Consider the following 15759-nt stretch of genomic DNA (forward strand, 5'->3'; position numbering starts at 1 on the left):
TTCCGTCGAGGTAACCACCCACTCGCAAGTGCGTACTTGAGCGGATTGTTCCCACGCCCGAGGCTGACCCCATGACCGACACCGCAACCCCCTCCCGCACCCGTACGCCTCTCACCCTCCTCGGCGCCGGCGCCATGGGCACCGCCCTCGCCCGCGCCTGGCTCGCCGCCGGCGACTCCGTGACCGTCTGGAACCGCACCCCCGCACGGGCCGAGGCCCTCGCCGCCGAGGGCGCGACGGTGGCGCCGAGCGCCGCGGACGCGGTGGCCGCGAGCCGCCTGGTGATCGTCTGCCTGCTCGACGACACCTCGGTGGGCGAGGCGCTGGAGGGAACCGACCTGGCCGGGCGGGACCTGGTGAACCTCACCACCGGGACCCCGGCCGACGGCCGGGCCCGCGCCGCCTGGGTGACGGAGCGCGGCGCCCGGTTCCTGGACGCCGGGATCATGGCGGTACCGCCGATGATCGGGGACCCGGAGTCCGGGGCGTACATCCTCTACAGCGGCTCCCCCGACCTCTTCGAGGAGCACCGCGACACCCTCGCCGTCCCGGCCGGCGCCCGCTACGTGGGGTCCGACCCGGGCTTCGCCGCCCTGCACGACGTGGCGCTGCTCAGCGCGATGAGCGGGATGTTCGCGGGCGTGTCCCACGCCTTCGCGCTGCTCCGCCGGGAGGACGTCGCCCCGAAGGACTTCGCGCCGCTGCTGGTGTCCTGGCTGACGGCGATGGCCCCGGCCGCGCACCAGACCGCCGAGCAGCTTCAGAGCGGCGACTACACCCGGGGCGTGGTCTCCAACCTCGCGATGCAGGTCGCGGGCAACGCCACGCTGCTGCGGACGGCCGAGGAGCAGGGCGTGAGCGCGGAGCTGCTCACCCCGTACTTCGGCCTCATGGCGCGCCGGCTCGCCGACGGCCACGGCGACGAGGACGGCACGGGCCTGATCGACCTGCTCGACCTGCGCGCGAGAGGTGAGCGGTCCGCCTAGGCCAGCCACTGCTCGTACGCCAGGTTCGCCACCAGTGCGAACACCACCGTCAGCAGCACGATCCGCACGAAGCCGCTGCCCCGCTTCAGGGCGGTGTGTGCGCCGAGCGTGGCGCCCGCCAGGTTGAAGACGGCCATCAGGGCGGCCAGTTGCCACAGCACCGCGCCCTGCCAGGCGAACATGGCGAGGGCGCCGGCGTTGGTGCAGCAGTTGACGATCTTCGCGGTGGCGGAGGCGGTCACCAGGTCGAGGTGGAGCAGGGCGGTGAGCGCCAGCACCAGGAAGGTGCCGGTGCCGGGGCCGATGAGGCCGTCGTAGAAGCCGATGCCGATGCCGGCCAGGCCGATCGCGGCGAGTTTCTGCCGGCGGGAGGCGGGTCCGGCGGCGGGGGCGGTGCCGAAGGCGGGGCGCAGGATCACGAAGGCGGCGACGGCGAGCAGCACCACCATGATCACCGGCTTGAGCACCTCGGTGCTCATCCCGGCGGCGAAGAAGGCCCCGCCCGAGGACCCGGCCAGCGCCGCCAGCCCGATCCGGACGGCGGTGCCCACGTCCACGGGCGCCTTGCGGGCGTAGGTCACCGCCGCGCCCGTCGTCCCGACGATGGCGACGGCCTTGTTGGTGCCGAGCGCGTGCGCGGCCGGGGTGCCGGCCGGCAGGCCCAGCAGCAGGGCGGGCAGGAGCAGCAGCCCCCCGCCGCCGACCACGGCGTCGATCCAGCCGGCGGCCAGCGCCGCGAGGCAGAGCAGGACGAGCGCGGTCAGCGATATGTCGGGCATGATCGCGACCCTACGGAGCAGATGGATGTCGCGTCCATCGAGATGAGGGTCTTCTGAGCTTCGCCACCGTGGAGGCGGCGGCGTCACCGGCGGTCCCGGGCCCTCACACCCACCCCCCTCCCCCGCTGAGGGCAGCGTTCCCGGCGGGAAACAGACGTGATGCCACCGGGTAACACCGGCACCGCACGCTCGGTGCCATGACCTCGAATACGCGTGTGGTGGTGATCGGCGCCGGCCTCGCGGGCGTGACGCTCGCCCGGCGGCTCGGCGAGCTCGGCACCCCCGCGCTGCTGATCGGCGACGAGGAGCACCGCCCGTACAACCGGGTGCTGCTCGCCGAGGTGCTGGCCGGACGCTACAGCCCCGACGTGATCGCGCTCCCGGCGCCCGCCGGGCTGCGGCGCGGCCGGATCACCGGCGTCGACCGGGCGGAACGCACCGTCCACTGCGCCGACGGCTCCCGGGTCGGCTACGACACGCTGGTCCTGGCCACCGGCTCCAACCCCGTGCTGCCGCCGCTGCGGGGCCTGTTCGCCCACGGCCACGAACTGCCCGAGGGCGTGCACGCCTTCCGCACCATGGACGACTGCCTGGGCCTGTCCAAGGCGGTGCGGCCGGGCGCGCGGGCCGTGGTGATCGGCGGCGGGCTGCTCGGTGTCTCCGCCGCCCGGGCGCTGGCCGTGCGCGGCGCGCAGGTCGTCCTCGCCCAGCAGGCCGAGCGGCTCATGGAACGCCAGCTCGACCCCGCCGCCTCCGAGCTGGTCCGCCGGCACCTGACCGACCTCGGCATCGAGGTGCACACCGAGTGCCGGGTGCGGGACGTGCGCTGCGTCGCCGGGGCGGTGCGCTCGGTGGAGATGGCCGACGGCTACGCCCTCGACGCCGACCTGGTGGTGCTGGCCTGCGGGGTGCGTCCCCGTGTCGGCCTCGCCCGGGACGCGGGGCTCGCCGTGCGCAAGGGCGTGCTGGTCGACGACGAGCTGCGCACCAGCGACCCGCACATCCGCGCCGTCGGCGACTGCGCCCAGCACGCGGGAACGGTGTACGGCCTGGCGACGCCCGCGCTGGAACAGGCCGAGACCCTCGCCCGGCTGCTGGCCGGGGACGCCGGCGCCCGCTACACCGGCACCCGCTCCCTGACCCGGCTGACGCTCACCGGGCCCGACAGCCCCTTCGACCTCGCCGCGTTCGGCGAGACCGACCCCCGCCCCGGCGACGACGTCGTGCAGCTCACCGACGCCACCCGCGGCACCTACCGCAAGGTCGTCGTCCGCGACGACCGGCTGGTCGGCGGGGTCCTCGTCGGCGAACTCGGCACCGTGGGCGCGCTCGCACGCGCCTGGGAGGGAGCAGAGCCGCTCCCCTCCGGCGGCGGCCCCCTGCTCCACCTGCTCACCCATGACGGAGGCTCCTGATGACCGCCACCTCGGGGGACACCCCCACCATCGTGCTCGTCGGCCATGGCATGGTCGGCCAGCGCTTCCTCGAAGCGCTGGCCGAGCGCGGCCTGACCGCCACGCACCGCGTGGTCGTGCTGTGCGAGGAGCCGCGCCCCGCCTACGACCGGGTCCAGCTCACCTCGTACTTCTCGGGGAAGTCGCCCGAGGACCTGTCCCTGACGGACCCGGCGTTCCTCGCGGACCACGGCATCGAGCTGCACGTCGGCGACCCGGCGGAGACGGTCGACCGGGAGGCCCGCAGGGTCACCGCCCGCTCCGGCCTGGCCGTCGACTACGACGTGCTGGTGCTGGCCACCGGCTCCTACCCCTTCGTCCCGCCGGTCCCGAACAAGGACGCCGAGGGCTGCTTCGTCTACCGCACCATCGAGGACCTGCTCGCCATCGAGGAGTACGCCAGGGCCCGGGCGAGGACCGGCGCGGTGGTCGGCGGCGGTCTGCTCGGCCTGGAGGCGGCCGGCGCCCTGAAGGGCCTGGGGCTCGCCGCCCACATCGTGGAGTTCGCGCCGCGCCTGATGCCCGTCCAGGTCGACGAGGGCGGCGGCGCGGCGCTGCTGCGCACCATCGAGGAGATGGGCCTGACCGTCCACACCGGCACCGGCACGCAGGAGATCGTGACCGGCGCCGACGGCGCGGTGACCGGCATGAAGCTGTCCGACGGCTCCGAACTGGCCACCGACATGGTGGTGTTCAGCGCCGGTGTCCGCCCCCGCGACCAGCTGGCCCGGGACTGCGGGCTGGCGGTCGGCGAGCGCGGCGGCATCGCCGTGGACGAGCAGTGCCGCACGGTCACCGACCCGCACGTCTTCGCGATCGGCGAGTGCGCGCTGGCCGCCGACGGCCGGGTGTACGGGCTGGTGGCCCCCGGCTACGAGCAGGCCGAGACGGCCGCCGCGACCATCGCCGCCGACGAGGCGGCGTTCACCGGCGCCGACCTGTCCACCAAGCTCAAGCTGCTCGGCGTGGACGTGGCCTCCTTCGGCGACGCGCACGGCGCCACCGAGGACTGCCTGGACGTCGTCTACTCCGACTCCCGCGCGGGCCTGTACAAGAAGCTGGTCGTCGGCCGCGACGGCACGCTGCTCGGCGGCATCCTGGTCGGCGACGCGGAGGCCTACGGCACGCTGCGCGCCCTGACCGGTTCGGTGCCGCCGGTCGCGCCCGAGGCCCTCGTGCTGCCCGCCGGCGCCGGTGCCCCGGCGCAGCTCGGGCCGGGCGCGCTGCCGGACGACGCGGTGATCTGCTCCTGCCACAACGTCACCAAGGGCACCATCCGGGGTGCGGTCACCGAGCACAGCTGCGCGACCGTGCCCGAGGTGAAGAAGTGCACCAAGGCCGGTACCGGCTGCGGCTCCTGCGTGAAGGTGCTCGGCCAGCTGGTCACCGCAGAGCTGGAGGCGAGCGGCGTCGAGGTCGACAAGGGCCTGTGCGGCTGCTTCGCCCAGACCCGCGAGGAGCTGTACGAGATCGTCCTCGCCCTGCGCATCACCTCCTACCGGGAGCTGCTGGACCGGCACGGCCGCGAGGCGGCCCGGGGTGGCGACGGCTGCGAGGTCTGCAAGCCGGCGGTGGCCTCGGTCATCGCCTCCCTCGCCCCGACGATCGGCGCGAGCGGCTACGTCCTGGACGGCGAGCAGGCGGCTCTCCAGGACACCAACGACCACTTCCTGGCCAACCTCCAGAAGAACGGCTCGTACTCGGTCGTCCCCCGCATCCCCGGCGGCGAGATCGCCCCCGAGAAGCTCATCGTCATCGGCGAGATCGCCCGGGACTTCGGGCTCTACACGAAGATCACCGGCGGCCAGCGCATCGACATGTTCGGCGCCCGCGTCGAGCAGCTCCCGCTGATCTGGGCCCGGCTGGTGGACGCGGGCTTCGAGTCCGGGCACGCCTACGGCAAGTCGCTGCGCACGGTGAAGTCCTGCGTGGGGCAGACCTGGTGCCGCTACGGCGTGCAGGACTCGGTGCGCATGGCGATCGACCTGGAGCTGCGCTACCGGGGCCTGCGCTCCCCGCACAAGCTGAAGTCGGCGGTGTCGGGCTGCGCCCGCGAGTGCGCGGAGGCCCAGTCGAAGGACTTCGGGGTGATCGCCACCTCCAACGGCTGGAACCTGTACGTCGGCGGCAACGGCGGCGCCACCCCGCGCCACGCCGACCTGCTGGCGCAGGACCTGTCCGACGCCGAACTGGTCCGGCTGATCGACCGGTTCCTGATGTTCTACATCCGCACCGCCGAACCCCTGGAGCGGACCTCCACCTGGCTGGAGCGGATCTCCGGCGGGCTGGACCACGTCCGGGACGTCGTCGTGCACGACTCGCTCGGCATCTGCGACGAGCTGGAGGCGCTGATGGCGGCGCACGTCGCCCACTACCGCGACGAGTGGGCGGAGACGGTGGGCGACCCCGAGAAGCTCGCCCGGTTCGTGTCGTTCGTGAACGCGCCCGACACCCCCGACCCGGTGGTCGCCTTCGTACCGGAGCGCGACCAGATCAAGCCCGACCTGCCGCTGCTGAACATCGGCCTGCGGCCGTCCGAGACGGAATCCGTCACGGAAGACGTCCTGGAAGGAAGCGCCCAGCGATGACCCTGGCACCCGAGACCACCGACCTGAAGGTGCAGATCCAGCTGGCCGACGGCTGGTTCGCGGCCTGCGACCTGGGCAGGCTCATGCCGGGCCGCGGCGTGGCGGTGCTGCTGCCCGACGGCCGGCAGGCGGCCCTGTTCCGCGACCGGGCCGGTGAGCTGTACGCCATCGACAACCGTGATCCGTTCACCGGCGCGGCGGTCCTCTCCCGCGGCCTGACCGGCACTCACCAGGGCCGCCCCTACGTCGCCTCGCCCCTGCTCAAGCAGCGCTTCGACCTGACCTCCGGGCAGTGCCTGGACGACGCGTCGGTGCGGGTGACGACGTATGCGGTGAAGGCGTCCTGACGGGCGGCCATCAGGTGGTGGACGCGCCGTCGGCGCACCGCGTCCGCGTCATCCCCTCAACGCCTCGTACGTCACCCCGGTCATCCGCTCGGAGGCGGTCCACAGCCGCTGCCCCATGGTGTCGTTCAGGGTCCAGGGGGCCCGCCAGGACGGTGCGGGGGTGCCGCGCCACATCAGGAAGGACGGGCCCGTGAAGGAGTCGGGGGCCACGCCGGGGGCGGTCGCGGCGTACAGCAGGGGCAGGGCTCCCGCCTCCGCCGGCTGGGCGAACACCCGGTTGGCGGCGCGCATGATCCGCTCGGCGGTCCGGCGCCCCTCGGCGCTCGGTCCGGCGGTCTGGAGGTTGGTCGCCGCGTAGCCCGGGTGGGCGGCGGCGGCCACGACGTCGGGGGCGTGTTCCGCCAGCCGGCGCGCCAGTTCGTGGGTGAAGAGCAGATTGGCGGACTTGGACCGGCCGTAGGCCACCCAGCGGTTGTACCGGCGCATCGCGTGCGGGTCGCGCAGGTCGACGTTGGCCAGCGCGTGCAGCGGACTGGAGACGGTCACGACGCGGGCGGCGGGGGCGGCGAAGAGGGCCGGCAGCAGCAGGCCGGTGAGGGCGAAGTGCCCGAGGTGGTTGGTGCCGAACTGGGTCTCGAAGCCGTCCGCCGTGGTCCCGTACGGCAGGGCCATCACCCCGGCGTTGTTGACGAGCAGATCGACATGGCCGTAGGGCAGGCCGCCCGCGAACTCCCGTACGGAGGCCAGGTCCCCGAGGTCCAGCCGGCGCATCTCCGCCCGCGCGCCCGGCACTTCGGCGCGGAGCCGGGCCAGCGCCTCGCCGCCGCGGGCCTCGCTGCGGCAGGCGAGCACGACCCGCGCCCCCATGCGCGCCAGTTCCCGCGCGGTGACGTAGCCGAGTCCGCCGTTGGCCCCGGTGACGACGGCGACGCGCCCGTCCTGCCGGGGGATGTCCCGCACACTCCAGCCGGCCATCGCCGACTCCTTCCCGTCCGTCCGACGCCCCACGGTACGCCCCGGGAGCGGAGAGCTACCGTCCGGTCACGTCACGTTCACATCACGGGTCCTCCATATCGCCACCACATCCGCGGCCCCTCAATACCTTCGATCACCTCACACCCCTCACGCACACCGAAACCGATCCAGGGGGATCTTCCGTGCACCTGCTCCGCAAGCCCGCCGCCGTGGCCGTCACGGCCCTGGCCCTGGCCGCCCTCCCCGCGACCGCCGCCCAGGCCCACGAGGGCAACCACCCCTTCAAGAACTGCACCGAGGCGTACGACAACGGGTACGCGAACATCGACAAGGACGACGAGCACTACGGCGAGCACCTCGACCGCGACGGCGACGGCACCGGCTGCGACAAGCCGCCGGCCGGCTTCGTCCCGGCGGACGAGGCGGACGAGGCGGACGAGGCGGACGGCAAGGACGACTCCGGCAGCGGCCAGGACTCCGGCGCCGGAGCGGGCGGCGAGTCCGAGAACTCCCGGGCCGCCGGGTCCTCGGGCGAGAAGGACACCGACCTGGCCGCGACCGGCGGCGACGACACCACGCCGTACCTCGCGGCGGGCGGGGCGGCCGTGCTGCTGGCCGGCGGCGGCCTGCTGGTGGCGGCCCGCAGGCGGCGCGGCACCGACTGACGCCACGTCACACCCCGCCGGGGGCACGACCGCCGGCCGTACGACGACCCGTCACGGCATGTCCATGCCCTGTCCACCACGCTCCCCTAGGGTCCCTGATCGCGCGACCCCGCCGTCACTCGGCGGCGGGGCGGTCACGGCACTCTGGGAGTGAGAGTGGAACGTCGTACCCTCCTGCGTGCGGTCGCCCTCGGCGGCTCGTCGGCCGCGCTCGGCGGCACCCTGTGGCGCGGCGCCGCGTACGCCGCCCCGGCCCAGCCCGGCACGGGCCCCTACGGCCCGCTGGGCTCCCCCGACGCCAACGGCATCCGGCTTCCGGCGGGCTTCTCCAGCCGGGTCGTGGCCCGTTCCGGCCAGAAGGTCCCGGGCACCTCGTACACCTGGCACAACGCCCCCGACGGCGGCGCCTGCTACGCCGACGGGACGGGCTGGATCTACGTGTCCAACTCGGAGATCAACCCGTCGGGCGGTGCGAGCGCGGTGAGGTTCTCCTCGACCGGCGCGATCACGGCGGCGTACCGCGTGCTGTCGGGCACCCGGCAGAACTGCGCGGGCGGCAAGACGCCGTGGAACACCTGGCTGTCGTGCGAGGAGGTGGACCGCGGCTACGTCTACGAGACCGACCCGTGGGGCGTGCAGGCGGCGGTCCGCCGGGACGCGATGGGCCGCTTCAAGCACGAGGCGGCGGCGGCCGACCCCGTCCGCCGGGTGATCTACCTGACCGAGGACGTCTCCGACGGCTGCTTCTACCGCTTCCGCCCGACGACCTGGGGCGACCTGTCGTCCGGCACACTGGAGGTGATGGTGGCCGGCTCGGGCACCAGCGGCCCGGTGACGTGGTCCCGGGTCCCCGACCCGTCGGGCCGGACGGCCACCCGCTACCAGGTCTCCGGCGCCAAGCGCTTCAGCGGCGGCGAGGGCTGCTACTACGCCGACGACACCTGCTGGTTCACCACCAAGGGCGACAACCGCGTCTGGCAGTACAACGCCGCCGCCCAGACCGTCGAGCTGGCCTACGACGACTCGCTGGTGCCCTCGGGCGCCGCCCCGCTGACCGGCGTGGACAACGTCACCGGCTCCGCCTCCGGCGACCTGTTCGTGGCCGAGGACGGCGGCACCATGGACATATGCGTGATCACCCCGGACGACGTGGTCGCCCCGTTCCTGCGGATCGACGGCCAGTCCGGCTCGGAGATCACCGGCCCCGCCTTCTCCCCCGACGGCACCCGCCTGTACTTCTCCAGCCAGCGCGGCACGAGCGGCAGTTCCTCGGGCGGCATCACCTACGAGGTCCAGGGGCCGTTCCGGGTGTAGTCCGCGGGGGCGGACCGCACCGGCGCGCACGAAAGGGCGGCACCCCCCGCACGGGGTGCCGCCCTCTCTTCCGTGGACCGGAGCCGTCGCCGATCGGTGAGGGTGGTCGGGTGACAGACGACGGCTCCGGGGTCGGATGACCCGGTGCCGGGCTCAGCGGTGGTCGCTGCCCTGGGAGGTGACCGCCGCGCGGCCCGCCTCCAGGCGGGCGACCGGGATGCGGAACGGGGAGCAGGAGACGTAGTCCAGCCCCACCTCGTGGAAGAAGTGGACGGACTCCGGGTCGCCGCCGTGCTCGCCGCAGACGCCGAGCTTGAGGTCGGGGCGGGTGGCGCGGCCTGCCTTGGCCGCGGCGGCGACCAGCGAGCCGACGCCGTCCTTGTCGATCGTCTCGAACGGGCTGACGCCGAAGATGCCCTTCTCCAGGTACGCCGTGAAGAACGAGGCCTCCACGTCGTCCCGGCTGAAGCCCCAGACCGTCTGCGTCAGGTCGTTGGTGCCGAAGGAGAAGAACTCCGCCGCCTCGGCGATCTGGCCGGCGGTCAGCGCGGCCCGCGGCAGCTCGATCATCGTGCCGATGGAGAGCTTGAGCTTCGTGCCCGAGGCCTCCTCGACCTCGGCGATGACCTGGTCGGCCTCGTCCCGCACCAGCTCCAGCTCCTGGACCGTGCCGACCAGCGGAATCATGATCTCGGCGCGCGGGTCGCCCTTGGCCGCCTTGCGCTCGGCCGCGGCCTCCGCGATGGCCCGGACCTGCATGGTGAACAGGCCGGGGATGACCAGGCCGAGGCGCACGCCGCGCAGGCCCAGCATCGGGTTCTGCTCGTGCAGGCGGTGAACGGCCTGGAGGAGGCGCAGTTCGTTCTCGTGGGGCTCCTGGCGGGACTCGGCCAGGGCCACGCGGACCGACAGCTCGGTGATGTCGGGGAGGAACTCGTGCAGCGGCGGGTCGAGGAGGCGGACGGTGACGGGCAGGCCGTCCATCGACTCGAAGAGCTGGACGAAGTCCTGCTTCTGGAGCGGGAGCAGCTCCTTGAGGGACTCCTCGCGCTCGGCCTCCGTGTCCGCCAGGATCAGCCGCTCGACCAGCTCGCGGCGGTCACCGAGGAACATGTGCTCGGTACGGCACAGGCCGATGCCCTGGGCGCCGAAGCGGCGGGCGCGCAGCGCGTCCTCGGCGTTGTCGGCGTTGGCGCGCACCCGCAGCCGGCGCTTGCGGTCGGCGAAGGCCATCATCCGGTGCACGGCCTCGACCAGCTCGTCGGCGTCGTCGGCACCGGGGTGCATCCGGCCCTCGAAGTACTCCACGACCGGGGAGGGCACGACCGGCACCTCGCCCAGGTAGACCTTGCCGGTGGAGCCGTCGATGGAGACGACGTCGCCCTCCTCGACCACGTGGCCGCCGGGGACGGTCATCCGGCGCCGCTTGGTGTCGACCTCCAGCTCCTCGGCGCCGCAGACACAGGTCTTGCCCATGCCGCGCGCCACGACGGCCGCGTGGGAGGTCTTGCCGCCGCGCGAGGTCAGGATGCCCTCGGCGGCGATCATGCCGTCCAGGTCGTCGGGGTTGGTCTCGCGGCGGATCAGGATGACCTTCTCGCCGGAGCGGGACCACTTCACGGCGGTGTAGGAGTCGAAGACCGCCTTGCCGACCGCCGCGCCCGGCGAGGCCGCGATGCCCCGGCCGGCCTGCTCGACCTTCGCGCTCTCGTCGAAGCGGGGGAACATCAGCTGGGCGAGCTGGGCGCCGTTGACGCGGGTCAGCGCCTCCGCCTCGTCGATCAGGCCCTGGTCCACCAGCTGGGTGGCGATGCGGAAGGCGGCGCCCGCGGTGCGCTTGCCGACGCGGGTCTGGAGCATCCACAGCTTGCCGCGCTCGATGGTGAACTCGATGTCGCAGAGATCCTTGTAGTGGTTCTCCAGCGTCTCCATGATCTGCATCAGCTGGTCGTACGACTTCTTGTCGATCCGCTCCAGATCCGCCAGCGGGACGGTGTTGCGGATGCCCGCCACCACGTCCTCGCCCTGCGCGTTCTGGAGGTAGTCGCCGTACACGCCCTGGTGGCCGGAGGCGGGGTCGCGGGTGAAGGCGACGCCCGTGCCGGAGTCCGGGCCGAGGTTGCCGAAGACCATGGAGCAGACGTTGACGGCCGTGCCCAGGTCGTGCGGGATGCGCTCCTGGCGGCGGTAGAGCTTGGCGCGCTCGCCGTTCCAGGAGTCGAAGACCGCCTTGATGGCGAGGTCCATCTGTTCGCGCGGGTCCTGCGGGAAGTCCCGGCCGGCCTCGGCCTTGACGATCTTCTTGAACTTGGTGACCAGCTTCTTCAGGTCGGCGGCCTCCAGCTCGGTGTCGACCGTGACCTTCTTGGCGGCCTTCGCCGCCTCCAGGGCGTCCTCGAAGAGGTCGCCGTCGACGCCGAGGACGGTCTTGCCGAACATCTGGATGAGGCGGCGGTAGGAGTCCCACGCGAAGCGGTCGTCGCCGGCCTGCTTGGCCAGGCCCTGCACCGACTTGTCGGACAGGCCGATGTTGAGGACGGTGTCCATCATGCCCGGCATGGAGAACTTGGCTCCGGAGCGGACCGACACGAGGAGGGGGTCGTCGGTCTGGCCGAGCTTCTTGCCCATCTTCTCTTCGAGGGCGGCGAGGTGCGCACTCACCTCGTCACGCAGTGCCGCCGGCTCCTCGCCGCTCTCCAGGTAGACCTTGCAGGCCTCCGTGGTGATGGTGAAGCCGGGCGGGACCGGAAGGCCCAGGTTGGTCATCTCGGCGAGGTTGGCGCCCTTGCCGCCGAGCAGGTCCTTGAGGTCCTTGTTGCCCTCGGTGAAGTCGTAAACGAACTTCACGCCCTCAACGCTCTCTCCGTGCTCAGCTACCTGGGGATCTTTGTTTTCCGACACGGGTCTCGACTCCTCGAGGACGCGGTGGCTGCCCTGACGGCGAGGAATGTACCCAGATCAAAGGCACCTGGGTACGTCCACTTGTGCGTCATGCGCCTGTAACCACTCGTCCGCCAGCGGATCGAAAGTCAAGGCTTGGCAAGGCACCGAACGACTTTGCGTTCACTTCTTGAATTCATCAACTCCCGTAGACGGCACTTCGTCGCTCACATGAGCGCGATTTCCTACGTATGAGTTCGCTCGATGAACGATCAAGGCGTGGCACTCAGTGCCATTCTTTGAGAAGTGCAGCCGCCCAGAAACCGCTCATCTGAGCGCGACCCTTATCAGGGGTGGCGAGAATCACGCTGCCACAGCCGCCCGGATTTCACCATGCGGACGTGCCCGCGGACGGACGGCCCGGCGGAAACGCGCCCGTCACCGACCGCCTCCCGAGTACCCACGGCCGGCCCGGGTCCGCGCGGGACACCCGCCTCGGGGAGGGAGTTCCGGCCAAATCCCGGGGGACCGTTGAACACGGCTCCCCCGGCAGCCGTACGGATCCACGGCGGACCCGGGCCCCCACACCGGGTCCGCCGTCCACCGGGTTTCGTACGGAAGGACCTTCGGGTGCCCGTGTTCACGCGCTCTCGTCAGCGGCCCGACGCGACCGATGACGACGCGTCCCCCGCCGCCGGGCCGGCATCGAAGACCCCGAGCGCCGCGCACCCGTCCCCGGGGAACCGGCGCGAGGGCGTCCCCGGCCGGCGCGACAGGATCGCCGACGGCCTCACCCGGGCCGGCGACCGGCTCACCCGGTTCACCGACCGGCTCCTCCCGCCCCCCGACCGCCTCCCCGCGCCCACCGGCCGCCCTGCCCCCTTCGCCGCGCCGCTGGCCCCGTTCGCCGACCGCCTCGCCCACCGGCTCGCCCGTCGTTCCCGGCACCCGGTGGCCGCGCGCGCCCCGCGCCGGACGACGACCGTGCTCGCCGCCGTCCTCGTCCTCGGGGCGCTGCTGCTGCCGAACGACGTGTCCGCCCTGCGGCCCGACCGGTTCACCCGCATCCCCGCGGAGGCGATCGTCGCGGCGGTCGTGCTGCCGGTGCTGCCGCGCCGCACGCGGCTCGGCGCCGCGCTGCTGTCCGGAGCCGTGCTGGGCGCGCTGACCGTCGTCAACGCCCTGGACATGGGGTTCAGGCAGTACCTCGGCCGGGGCTTCAACATCGTCCTGGACTGGGAGCTGCTGGACGACGCCCGGTCCTTCGTCGCGGACTCGATGGGCGGCACCACGGCGGCCCTCGCCACGGTGGGGGCCGCCGGGCTGGCGCTGCTGCTGCCGGTGGTCATGGCGCTGGCGACGGTGCGGCTCACCGAGCTGCTGGCCGCGCACCGGGCCCGCACGAGGCGGGGGGTGCTGGTCGCGGGCACGGTGTGGATCACCTGTTCCGCGCTGGGCCTCCAGCTCCTCGGCGTGCCCGTCGCCTCCCGCCAGGCGACCTGGGCGGCCAAGAACCAGGTACGGCTGACCGTGCACACCCTGCGCGACGAGGCTGCGTTCGCCGAGGAGGCCAAGGAGGACGCCTTCGGCGCGACCCCGGGCGACCAGCTCCTGACCGGACTGCGCGGCAAGGACGTGATCTTCACGTTCATCGAGAGCTACGGCCGCACGGCCCTGGAGGACCCCCTGATCGCGCCCGGCGTCGGCCGGACGCTGGACGCCGGGGAAGAGGCCCTGACGGAGGCCGGGTACCGGGCGAGGAGCGGCTGGCTGACCTCGTCGACGTTCGGCGGCGGCAGCTGGCTGGGCCACTCCACGTTCATGTCCGGGCTGTGGATCTCCAGCCAGCAGCGGTACCGCACGGTCACCGCCGGCGACCACCTCACCCTCACCAAGGCGTTCGGCAGAACCGGCGCCTGGGACACGGTGGGGATCATGCCGGGCGTGCAGAAGGCCTGGCCGGAAGGGCGGTTCTACGGCCTGGACAAGGTCTACGACGCCCACGACCTGGGGTACCGGGGGCCGAAGTTCAGCTGGTCGACCATGCCGGACCAGTACGCGCTCCAGGCGTTCCAGCGGCTGGAGCACGGCAGGGAGCGGGAGAAGGACCTGATGGCGGCGGTGATCCTGACCTCCAGCCACCAGCCGTGGGCGCCGACCCCCCGGATGGTCGGCTGGGAGGAGCTGGGCGACGGGCGGATCTTCGGCCCGATCGAGCGGGCGGGCGAGGACCCGTCCGACGTCGTCGCCGACACGACCCGCTCCCGTACGGAGTACGGCAGGTCGATCGAGTACTCGCTCACCAGCCTCACCCAGTGGCTGGAGCGCTACGGCGACGAGGACACCGTGCTGGTCTTCCTCGGCGACCACCAGCCCATATCCCGGGTCGCCGGCAACCACTCCGGCCGGGACGTGCCGGTGACGATCGTCGCCAAGGACCCCGGGGTGCTGGACGCCATCGCGGACTGGAACTGGACGGAGGGCCTGCGCCCCGCCGAGGACGCCCCGGTCTGGCGCATGGACGCCTTCCGCGACCGCTTCCTCACGGCCTACGGCTCGACGCCCCGCCCGTCCGGGAGCTGACCGGCGCCCGCCGGGGCCGGTCAGCCGCCGGAGGTGTCCAGCTCCGCGTCCTCGCCGACGCCCGCGCAGTCGTACGGGTCCTTCAGCCAGCCGTCGGGCAGGACGACGCGGTTGTTGCCCGACGTACGGCCGCGGGGGCCGTCGGCGCCGGCCGGCCAGGGCTGGTCGAGGTCCAGCTCGTCCAGCCCGGCCCGCAGCGCCTGGAGCGAGGAGGTGACGGCGAGCCGCTTGCGCATCTCGGAGCCGACGGCGAAGCCCTTGAGGTACCAGGCGACGTGCTTGCGGAAGTCGACCACGCCGCGCTGCTCGTCGCCGAGCCACTCGCCGAGCAGCCGCGCGTGCCGGACCATCACGTCGGCGACCTCGCGCAGCGTGGGCCGGGCGAAGGCGTCGGACCGGCCCTCGAAGGCGGCGACCAGGTCGGCGAACAGCCACGGCCGCCCCAGGCAGCCGCGCCCGACGACGACCCCGTCGCAGCCGGTCTCGCGCACCATCCGCAGGGCGTCCTCGGCCGACCAGATGTCGCCGTTGCCGAGGACCGGGATCTCCGGGACGTGTTCCCTGAGCCGGGCGATGGCGTCCCAGTCGGCGGTGCCGCCGTAGTGCTGGGCGGCGGTGCGGCCGTGCAGCGCGATGGCGGTGACGCCCTCCTCGACGGCGATGCGGCCGGCGTCGAGGTAGGTGATGTGGTCGTCGTCGATGCCCTTGCGCATCTTCATGGTCACCGGCAGGTCGCCGGCCCCGCTGACGGCCTCGCGCAGGATGGCCCGCAGCAGGTTCCGCTTGTAGGGGAGGGCGGAGCCGCCGCCCTTGCGGGTCACCTTGGGGACCGGGCAGCCGAAGTTCAGGTCGATGTGGTCGGCGAGGTCCTCCTCCGCGATCATGCGGACGGCCTTGCCGACGGTCACCGGGTCGACGCCGTACAGCTGGATCGACCGCGGGCGCTCGCTGGCGTCGAACGTGATCAGCTGCATCGTCTTGTCGTTCCGCTCGACCAGCGCCCGGGTCGTGATCATCTCGCTGACGAACAGGCCCTTGCCCGCGCTGAACTCCCGGCACAGGGTGCGGAAGGGCGCGTTCGTGATCCCGGCCATGGGGGCGAGGACGACGGGCGGCTGGACGGTGTGCGGGCCGACCCGCAGCGACGGGGCCGTGGTGGGCGTGGACGACGTGGACATTCCTCCATTG

The 15759-nt window shown here is 72.9% G+C and carries 11 protein-coding genes; 7 read left to right on the forward strand and 4 right to left on the reverse strand.

The features are described from left to right. The first annotated feature begins 71 nt into the window (after positions 1-71). Positions 72-986 carry an NAD(P)-dependent oxidoreductase gene (locus ACZ45Q_RS07260; RefSeq protein WP_468256187.1) on the forward strand — a complete coding sequence of 305 codons (915 nt, stop codon included), beginning with the start codon at positions 72-74 and terminating at the stop codon, positions 984-986. Here the strand turns inward: ACZ45Q_RS07260 and ACZ45Q_RS07265 are convergent. Then, the gene (locus ACZ45Q_RS07265; protein ID WP_468256190.1) at positions 983-1765 is read right to left on the reverse strand and encodes a sulfite exporter TauE/SafE family protein; all 783 of its coding nucleotides are present in this window, start codon (positions 1763-1765) and stop codon (positions 983-985) included. The genes ACZ45Q_RS07260 and ACZ45Q_RS07265 overlap by 4 nt on opposite strands. A 197-nt stretch (positions 1766-1962) precedes the next feature. On the opposite strand from ACZ45Q_RS07265, the gene ACZ45Q_RS07270 reads away from it, so the two are divergent. From ACZ45Q_RS07270 to nirD, 3 genes are read left to right on the forward strand one after another with little or no spacing between them, the layout of a single operon-like run. After that, positions 1963-3180: an NAD(P)/FAD-dependent oxidoreductase gene (locus ACZ45Q_RS07270; protein ID WP_468256193.1), complete on the forward strand. Its 1218-nt coding sequence runs from the start codon at positions 1963-1965 to the stop codon at positions 3178-3180. Continuing rightward, positions 3180-5807: a nitrite reductase large subunit NirB gene (gene nirB, locus ACZ45Q_RS07275; protein ID WP_468256196.1), complete on the forward strand. Its 2628-nt coding sequence runs from the start codon at positions 3180-3182 to the stop codon at positions 5805-5807. Before ACZ45Q_RS07270 ends, nirB begins: the two co-directional genes overlap by 1 nt. Beyond that, on the forward strand, positions 5804-6154 hold the full coding sequence (nirD, locus tag ACZ45Q_RS07280; RefSeq protein ID WP_468256199.1) for a nitrite reductase small subunit NirD: 351 nt from the start codon (positions 5804-5806) through the stop codon (positions 6152-6154). The genes nirB and nirD overlap by 4 nt, the downstream gene beginning before the upstream one ends. 48 nt (positions 6155-6202) lie before the next feature. Here the strand turns inward: nirD and ACZ45Q_RS07285 are convergent, their stop codons facing one another. Continuing rightward, positions 6203-7129: an oxidoreductase gene (locus ACZ45Q_RS07285; protein ID WP_468256201.1), complete on the reverse strand. Its 927-nt coding sequence runs from the start codon at positions 7127-7129 to the stop codon at positions 6203-6205. Between the two features lie 182 nt (positions 7130-7311). On the opposite strand from ACZ45Q_RS07285, the gene ACZ45Q_RS07290 reads away from it, so the two are divergent. Together ACZ45Q_RS07290 and ACZ45Q_RS07295 are read left to right on the forward strand one after the other, a co-directional pair. Beyond that, complete coding sequence (locus ACZ45Q_RS07290) at positions 7312-7794, forward strand: excalibur calcium-binding domain-containing protein (RefSeq protein WP_468256204.1); 483 nt, start codon at positions 7312-7314, stop codon at positions 7792-7794. Positions 7795-7950: 156 nt separating this feature from the next. Next, positions 7951-9108 (forward strand): alkaline phosphatase PhoX, encoded by a 1158-nt coding sequence (locus ACZ45Q_RS07295; RefSeq protein WP_468256207.1) that lies wholly within the window; start codon positions 7951-7953, stop codon positions 9106-9108. A 153-nt stretch (positions 9109-9261) separates the two neighbouring features. Here ACZ45Q_RS07295 and ppdK read toward each other — a convergent pair whose 3' ends face one another. Next, positions 9262-12009 (reverse strand): pyruvate, phosphate dikinase, encoded by a 2748-nt coding sequence (gene ppdK / locus ACZ45Q_RS07300; RefSeq protein WP_468256210.1) that lies wholly within the window; start codon positions 12007-12009, stop codon positions 9262-9264. Positions 12010-12882: 873 nt separating this feature from the next. On the opposite strand from ppdK, the gene ACZ45Q_RS07305 reads away from it, so the two are divergent. Next, positions 12883-14571, forward strand: coding sequence for an alkaline phosphatase family protein (locus tag ACZ45Q_RS07305; RefSeq protein ID WP_468256488.1), 1689 nt, complete (start codon positions 12883-12885; stop codon positions 14569-14571). 20 nt (positions 14572-14591) lie between these two features. Here the strand turns inward: ACZ45Q_RS07305 and dusB are convergent, their stop codons facing one another. Beyond that, entirely contained in the window at positions 14592-15749 is a 1158-nt protein-coding gene (dusB, locus tag ACZ45Q_RS07310; RefSeq protein ID WP_468256212.1) for a tRNA dihydrouridine synthase DusB, read from the reverse strand. Positions 15750-15759 lie beyond the last annotated feature (10 nt).

This window comes from Streptomyces sp. NPDC031049 (assembly GCF_055571015.1).